This is a genomic window from Streptomyces sp. NPDC029466 (assembly GCF_055574515.1).
The window spans coordinates 92838-99142 of sequence record NZ_JBVHZH010000036.1 but is presented as its reverse complement, the minus strand read 5'-3'; the positions used below and the strand labels follow the sequence as shown (position 1 = coordinate 99142).

General features: G+C 66.6%; 8 protein-coding genes. 3 read left to right on the top strand and 5 right to left on the bottom strand.

The annotated features are described in order from the left end of the window. Positions 1 to 181: 181 nt before the first annotated feature. Complete coding sequence (locus ACZ4XD_RS25750) at positions 182 to 1150, top strand: alpha/beta hydrolase (protein ID WP_468045789.1); 969 nt, start codon at positions 182 to 184, stop codon at positions 1148 to 1150. Between the two features lie 157 nt (positions 1151 to 1307). Here ACZ4XD_RS25750 and ACZ4XD_RS25745 read toward each other — a convergent pair whose 3' ends face one another. From ACZ4XD_RS25745 to ACZ4XD_RS25735, 3 genes are all read right to left on the bottom strand, one after another. Next, entirely contained in the window at positions 1308 to 1691 is a 384-nt protein-coding gene (locus ACZ4XD_RS25745; protein WP_468045787.1) for a hypothetical protein, read from the bottom strand. A 276-nt stretch (positions 1692 to 1967) separates the two neighbouring features. Continuing rightward, positions 1968 to 2135 (bottom strand): hypothetical protein, encoded by a 168-nt coding sequence (locus ACZ4XD_RS25740; protein WP_468045785.1) that lies wholly within the window; start codon positions 2133 to 2135, stop codon positions 1968 to 1970. Positions 2136 to 2859: 724 nt separating this feature from the next. Beyond that, positions 2860 to 3336 carry a DUF1453 domain-containing protein gene (locus ACZ4XD_RS25735; RefSeq protein ID WP_468045783.1) on the bottom strand — a complete coding sequence of 159 codons (477 nt, stop codon included), beginning with the start codon at positions 3334 to 3336 and terminating at the stop codon, positions 2860 to 2862. A 72-nt stretch (positions 3337 to 3408) separates the two neighbouring features. On the opposite strand from ACZ4XD_RS25735, the gene ACZ4XD_RS25730 reads away from it, so the two are divergent. Further along, a complete protein-coding gene (locus ACZ4XD_RS25730) occupies positions 3409 to 4026 on the top strand; it encodes a TetR/AcrR family transcriptional regulator (RefSeq protein ID WP_468045781.1) in 618 nt (205 codons plus the stop codon). Between the two features lie 130 nt (positions 4027 to 4156). On the opposite strand, the gene ACZ4XD_RS25725 is transcribed toward ACZ4XD_RS25730, so the two are convergent. Continuing rightward, positions 4157 to 4450: a hypothetical protein gene (locus tag ACZ4XD_RS25725; RefSeq protein WP_468045779.1), complete on the bottom strand. Its 294-nt coding sequence runs from the start codon at positions 4448 to 4450 to the stop codon at positions 4157 to 4159. Between the two features lie 721 nt (positions 4451 to 5171). After that, positions 5172 to 5414, bottom strand: coding sequence for a hypothetical protein (locus ACZ4XD_RS25720; protein ID WP_468045777.1), 243 nt, complete (start codon positions 5412 to 5414; stop codon positions 5172 to 5174). Between the two features lie 577 nt (positions 5415 to 5991). Between ACZ4XD_RS25720 and ACZ4XD_RS25715 the strand changes: the two genes are divergently transcribed. Then, a complete protein-coding gene (locus ACZ4XD_RS25715) occupies positions 5992 to 6285 on the top strand; it encodes a hypothetical protein (RefSeq protein ID WP_468045775.1) in 294 nt (97 codons plus the stop codon). Positions 6286 to 6305: the final 20 nt, after the last annotated feature.

Sequence of the window (6305 nt, the reverse complement as noted above, 5' to 3'; positions counted from 1 at the left end):
CGGGACGGATCAGGCGGGTCCTTGGAATGCATCTGCGGAGGATGGGCAATTACAATGGGCATATATACCCATCAGGGCTTGAACAAGGGCGGAGGCTCCGCTGACCGCCCGGCAGCCCGAGCGCAGCGCGGCGCTCTCCAGCGCCCTGCGCTCGTCACGATGCGCTCCAGGGAGCATTCCCATGGCTGGTCAAACCGCCTCAATCGTCCTTGAGCCCGAGGCACAGGCGCTCGCCGACGCAACCTCACAGCATCCTTTCCTGTACGAGCTGGAGCCGACCGCAGCGCGCAAGGTGCTCGATGACCTCCAGGCCGCGCCGGTCGACAAACTGCCGGTCGACGAGGAGTGGGTTTCGGTGCCGGCAGCGGTGGGCGATGTACGGGTACGCATCGTCAAGCCGCAGGGCGCCACCGGAACGCTGCCCGTCGTGTTGTATATGCACGGCGGTGGCTGGGTGCTGGGCAATGCCGGTACTCACGACCGCCTGGTGCGCGAGTTGGCGGTCGGCGCCCGTACGGCAGTGGCCTTCGTGGAGTACACACCGTCGCCCGAGGCGCACTATCCGGTGGCCATCGAGCAGGGCTACGCCACTGCGCAGTGGATCGTCCGCGAGGGAGCGTCCAAGGGGCTGGACGCACAACGCATGGCAGTGGCCGGGGAATCGGTCGGCGGGAACATGACCGCCGCACTCGCCCTCATGGCCAAGGAGCGCGGTGACGTCACGTTCGTGCAGCAGTCGATGTACTACCCGGTCACGGATGCGGCCATGGACACCGGTTCCTACGACCAATTCGCCACCGGCTACTACCTGAGCCGCAAGCTGATGGAATGGTTCTGGGACGCCTACACGACCGACCCGAACCAACGCGCCGAAATCACCGCGTCCCCCAACCACGCCACCATCGAACAGCTCGCCGGCCTGCCGCCCGCCCTGCTGATCGTCGACGAGGCCGACGTGCTGCGCGACGAGGGCGAGGAGTACGCCGCCAAGCTCCGAGCAGCCGACGTTCCGGTGACCACGGTGCGCTACGACGGCACGGTGCACGACTTCATGATGCTCAACTCGCTGAGTCACTCCAAAGCCGCCCGCGGAGCCATCGACCAGGCAACGACGTTCCTGCGCAACGCCCTTGGAACCGACCAGGCCTAACTGACCGTTGTCAGAATGCGGATGCGGTGCGCAGTGGCCTCAAGCAGATGCCGGCGCCTGGTTCGAGCTGAGAAGCCACCCACATACGGCAACCAGGGCCACAGCCGCTGCTGCACAGCTGGCCCCAGTTGTCGCTGGCAGCAGACCCCGCCCGCTTCTACTGGGTCTCCAGCTCCCCGATCCGTGCCACTGCCGTTTCCTTCTTCGGACATACCCACACCGCTGTGTCCGTGCGGACTCTCGCCGTCAACGGATGCGTGTCCGGGTGCGTCGGGCACTGTGGCCAGACCGCCGAGGCGCCTTCGGACCACAGTGCCTCCACCGCCCAGTCCTGGACCTGATCTGCCAGGTGCACGAGCAACTCTGCGGCGGTGCCATCCGAATGTGGGGTCAGGCCCTGACCTGACCCGTCCGGGGCCCAGAGCGTGATCCCAAACTCGTCGTCCGCGCGTATCTGCGGCTGCACCGCGCACTGCGCCTGGAGGTCCCGCAGGACTGCCTCCAGAGCTTCGGCGAATTCCATGTCGTCCACGTCGTCCACTGGGCTCCTGATCACATCGCGGAGAACTGCCCCACAGTCTCCACCATCCCTGAAGGCTGCGGACGGTCTTTTTTCCGGCCCAGGCCGCCGAATCAGCCGCCGCCTCAATCCCGGCGCTGCCAGCCGGCTGTGCGGATGGCTTCTCAGAGCAATGGCGGCTGATTCAAACGAACCGCACCGTCGTTCGTCAGGTGTCTTCGGGATCCAGCTCGAACGTGAAATAGATGCTCAGCGTGTAGGGCTCGTCCTCACCGTGCAAGACAGTCCACGACACGTCTACCAGGCGGACGCTTTGTTCCCGCAGCCACTCATGGGCTTTTCTGAAAGCTCCGCGGCAGTTGCACCGAGGAACAGCTTCCTGGCGATGGGATGCACCCCGGTCTCAGCATCCGAATCATCGAAACCCTCCGGAACGTCCAGGCAGAAGTGCGGATCGAGCGCCATGAGTACATCCTTTCCGGTCGATATACCGGTACGAGTCGACAGAACTTGCCCCTCTGAGCACGACGTCTGGTAAGACCGCCGCATTCCCGGAAGGGTTGTTTCCGCCGAGCAGGCGGCGAGGGGACACAGCCGGCGGAACGGCCCCGAAATGACCCGAACGACACAGCCTGGCCACGGTCAGCCCGCCGAACGGCCCCGTTCGAACCGCGCCGCGAGCCCGAGGCCGTGTCCGCTCGCTCGTCCACCACCGCCCGCGCCGGGCGGAAGTGCCGCGTCATGGACAAATACGCGAGGGTCCGCCTGGCCCGCTCGCCGCCGTACCCGCCGGAGCAAGTGATCACGCTCGCCCAACCAACTCACTCGGCGGCTGGCGCCGCACCTGCCGCGGGACGAGGCGGGTGTTGGGCGGAATCGCCGCCATCTGCGGCGTCGGCAGATCAAGCACACGATTCCCGAGCGCAAGGATCAGCGTGCCAGGAGCCCCCCCCCCGGGGCAGAGGGGGGGGGGAACCCCCCAGCTCTCCAAAAGACACCCCCCCCCCCCCCCCCCCCCCCCCCCCCTCCCCCCCCCCCCCCCCCCCCCCCCCCCGGCTTCGACAAGCGGGCGTACATCTTCCATGGCACCGTGACCGTTACTGCCATTCGCCTCTGACTCCGCTCATGGCCTGCCGGACGGGCCGGCCGAGCGGGTCCGACATGTGCGGGCACGGTGTACGGCAGTGAGTCAGCGAGTACGTGCCGGGGCGAAAGGGATTCCCGAAGCCATGCCGCGGCGGCCGACCATGAGGGACTCGCCGAGGAAGCTCACGCCGATGGAGAGCTGGACCGGGCGTGCGTTCTCGTGCATGCCCATCTTCACCGCCAGGACACTGAAGCCGGCCGTGACCGCCAGGGTGCCGATCACGGCGAGGAAGGTGCGGCCGGTGTACCGCTGCCACAGGACACCACCCTTGTCGACGAGCTGAACGGTGGCACCGCGGAGTGCGCCGAGTACCACGCCCAGGGCGGCGCCCGTGATGACCCAGGCGAGGTCGGTGCCGGTCAGATCCGCCTTCTTGACGAGGGACAGGACGCCGATCCCGGTCAGAATCACCGGGGCCGCGAAGAGGTCCCTTGCATTGACCGGTTCACCGATCATCCGTTTGATCACCACCGCGATCACGACCACCGCGATGATCGCAGCGAGTAGCCAGGGGTTCACGCAGATAACCACCATTCTTTATGGCACGACTGAGCTAAATCGATGTTAGCCCAGCCGTGCTATAACAGCAATGTGCCAAAGATCGTCGATCCCGTGGCCCGCCGCAGAGCGGTGGCGCAAGCCGTCCTGTCCGTCGCCGCCCGGCAAGGGCTGGAGCATGCGTCACTGCGCAACGTCGCCGATGAAGCCGGACTCGCCATCGGCTCGGTCCGCCACTACTTCGCCGACCACGACGAATTGATGACCTTCACGATGAGGGAGCTGAGCCGGCGCATCGGCGACCGCATCCGCACCCACGCCGAGCGGCTCCTGGCTCCCGACGGCCGCACCGACCGCCGGGCCGCAACAGAAGAGCTCCTGGCCGAGTTCCTCCCTCTGGACGACGTCCGCCGCCAGGAGTCCGCGCTCTGGCTCGCCTTCACCGCCGCAGCGCACACCCGCCCCGAACTGCGGCCCTGCGCAGCCGAAATGCAGGCCAACCTGCACACCCTGATGTCGCGCGTGCTGCACGAAGCCCGGCAGGCCGGCGGACTTCCAGACCACATCGACATCGAGCTGGAAAGCACGCGGCTGGCCGCCCTCCTCGACGGACTCAATCTCCAGGCAACTCTGCTGCCGGACCGCTATCCGCCCAAGCTGCTCCGACAGGTACTGCGACGGCACCTGGACGCCCTCAAAGCCGACAGCTGACGTCCGGCCGACCTGTTCGGCCCGCACGCCGCAGGATCGCGGTGCGATGGCTCGCCAGCGCGCCGGCCCTCCACTCTCCTCACCAAGGATGGGCGGCGCCCTCAGCGCGCTCCCGCTCCTGTCCCGCGGATCACGCTTGAGGTCGGAGTGGACGGAGATCGTAGAGGTAGGAGCGTTCGTTCTTGAAGCTACGCCAGACGGTGGCAGGGGGTTCGGGTTCGTCGCCCAGGCCGGTCAGGGGGTGGGCGGTGACGAGACCGTCGGCGATCTCGCAGTGCCACCCATCGGCCGGCGACCAGACGCACCACACCTGCCCGTCCGTTCGCCGGTAGGCGGGTCGACCGTGCTGCTCCCCGTCGCGCTCGAAGTGGTAGCGAAGCCCATCGATGTGACGCACGAAGTCGAAGGATGCAAGAGCCGTCATGTCTTCGGCACTGTATGGGATGAGGTTGGCGGTAGCTAAGGATCTCCGCAGATGAGGGGCTCAAGGCTCACGGGCCCCACCAGGCCCACACCCTGCTGCCAACAGCACCGCAGCCTCGACCGCGAGACCCGCCACACCTCCACAGTTCGTAGCCCAGGAAGCGTCAGCGCAGGCAGAAGCCTGGTACGCCTTGGACGGCCGGGACCTCCTCGTCCGCTACACCGACAACCTCGGGAAACTGCGTGCTCTCGGACCAGAGGCACAGCAGTCCTCGGACGGCCTCACGCTGATCAAGTCTCCACTCCCCATGATCTGCCGCGAGTGCGGGACGATCGCCCAGGATGCCAATGCGTACTTCCCCGTACAGGTCACGGCAGAGCAAGCAACGCACCCTCGGCAATGCGCGGTGGCACACTGCCGAGGGTGCGTTGCCTACGGCGTCAGGGGCTCGGGGGTCGTGCCTTAGGAGACACACGAGTGTGACCAGGGCCCACTGGCGGGGAGTTTGCGGTGCCGGCCACCGCGCGGCGACCGAACCAGCATGTCGCCCACCCCACCAGGGCGTTGCCAGACAGCGCAGTGCGCCGCGACAGGAAACCATCGAGGCTTCGGCGCTGAGTGATGGGGACGTGGAAGACCACCCTCATCTGACTGGCAACAGGGACTGCGCCCGACTCGACCCCTGGAGCAAGGTGGCCAAGCAGGGAGGTCCTGCGAGGGGCTAATCGTCAATGCACTTGGGGTACTTCGAGCCCCGGTTGCAGTCGTGGTAGTCGTACTTGCTGACCCGGAACTTCGTCTCCTTGCCCCCCTTCGCGGGATCGACGACCAAGTAGAACTTCTTCCCGTCCTTGGTCTTTTCGGTGACCCGGCCGTCAGGGCCGTGGCCGAAGTCCTGCGCGCACCCGGCGAGTGCGAGGGCGGCGACTGCCACGAGGACGGGGACGAGAGTGAGGCGACGCATGTCGTGCTCCGATCAAACTGTGGGACCAGGGCAGTCTAGGCGGCTGACTCCCCAACACAGCACGCAGGGCAACCCACTTCTCCCAACAACCATTACGCGGTTGGAGCGAAAAGGCAGGGGGGTAAGAAATGTCCGCTATTCAGCGTCGCGAGCACCAGGTGGACCAGAAAGCAAATTTCCGAAAATGGGTGGGATTCTCTGCAAGATCACTGGTGCCCGTTCAGGGGGCTCCGGGCACGATCGTGTCTGCGACCGGGTCGGGGAAGACGATCCCGGCTGCTACGTCCGCGCTGGAGTGCTTTCCGTGGGCCGTGTCCTCGTCACGGTCCCGACCCTGGATCTGCTAGTTCAGACCACTCAGGCGTGGTGCCTGGGGAGCCACTGGACCACCGCTCCCCCATGGTCGCGGTGTTCCCGGGAGAAGAACGACTTCTTGGAGCAGCTTGGCATTGCGCGGGCGGCGCGCCTGGCCCCTGTCGCAGGCTGCGCTGTTGGAGCACGCCGCCGCCGGCAATCTGCCGGACCGCTATGACGATTCATCAGCAGGTGTAAGAGGCAGCCGCGTTCACTGAGAGAGATGGTGAGCGGAAAGCTGAAGCCGGCCAAGCTCGGCAAGTCCGACGAACTCGCGCTCACGCCTCCCTTCCGTCAGCTGGTCAACAGCATGCTGCCGAAGGTCGACTTCCCCGAGCTGCTGCTGGAGGTCGCCGAGCTGACCGGCGCGGCCGGCCGCGCCCCACGGCGGCGGCCGCGGCCAACCCACCATATGCCGGGAGCGTTCCCGCACATCTCCGATGCCGACCCAGGCATGGAGGGCTTCACCACCTGCCTCTGCGCGGTGCTGCGTGATTGCGAGATCCGCCACCGGTGACCGGGAGGCCCGCACGGACT

Bases quoted from the DNA above. Each gene is read 5' to 3' on its own strand.
- ACZ4XD_RS25750 (WP_468045789.1), top strand. From the start codon at position 182: ATGGCTGGTCAAACCGCCTCAATCGTCCTTGAGCCCGAGGCACAGGCG.
- ACZ4XD_RS25740 (WP_468045785.1), bottom strand. From the start codon at position 2,135: ATGGCGCTCGATCCGCACTTCTGCCTGGACGTTCCGGAGGGTTTCGAT.
- ACZ4XD_RS25725 (WP_468045779.1), bottom strand. From the start codon at position 4,450: ATGACGGCTCTTGCATCCTTCGACTTCGTGCGTCACATCGATGGGCTT.
- ACZ4XD_RS25720 (WP_468045777.1), bottom strand. From the start codon at position 5,414: ATGCGTCGCCTCACTCTCGTCCCCGTCCTCGTGGCAGTCGCCGCCCTC.
- ACZ4XD_RS25715 (WP_468045775.1), top strand. From the start codon at position 5,992: ATGGTGAGCGGAAAGCTGAAGCCGGCCAAGCTCGGCAAGTCCGACGAA.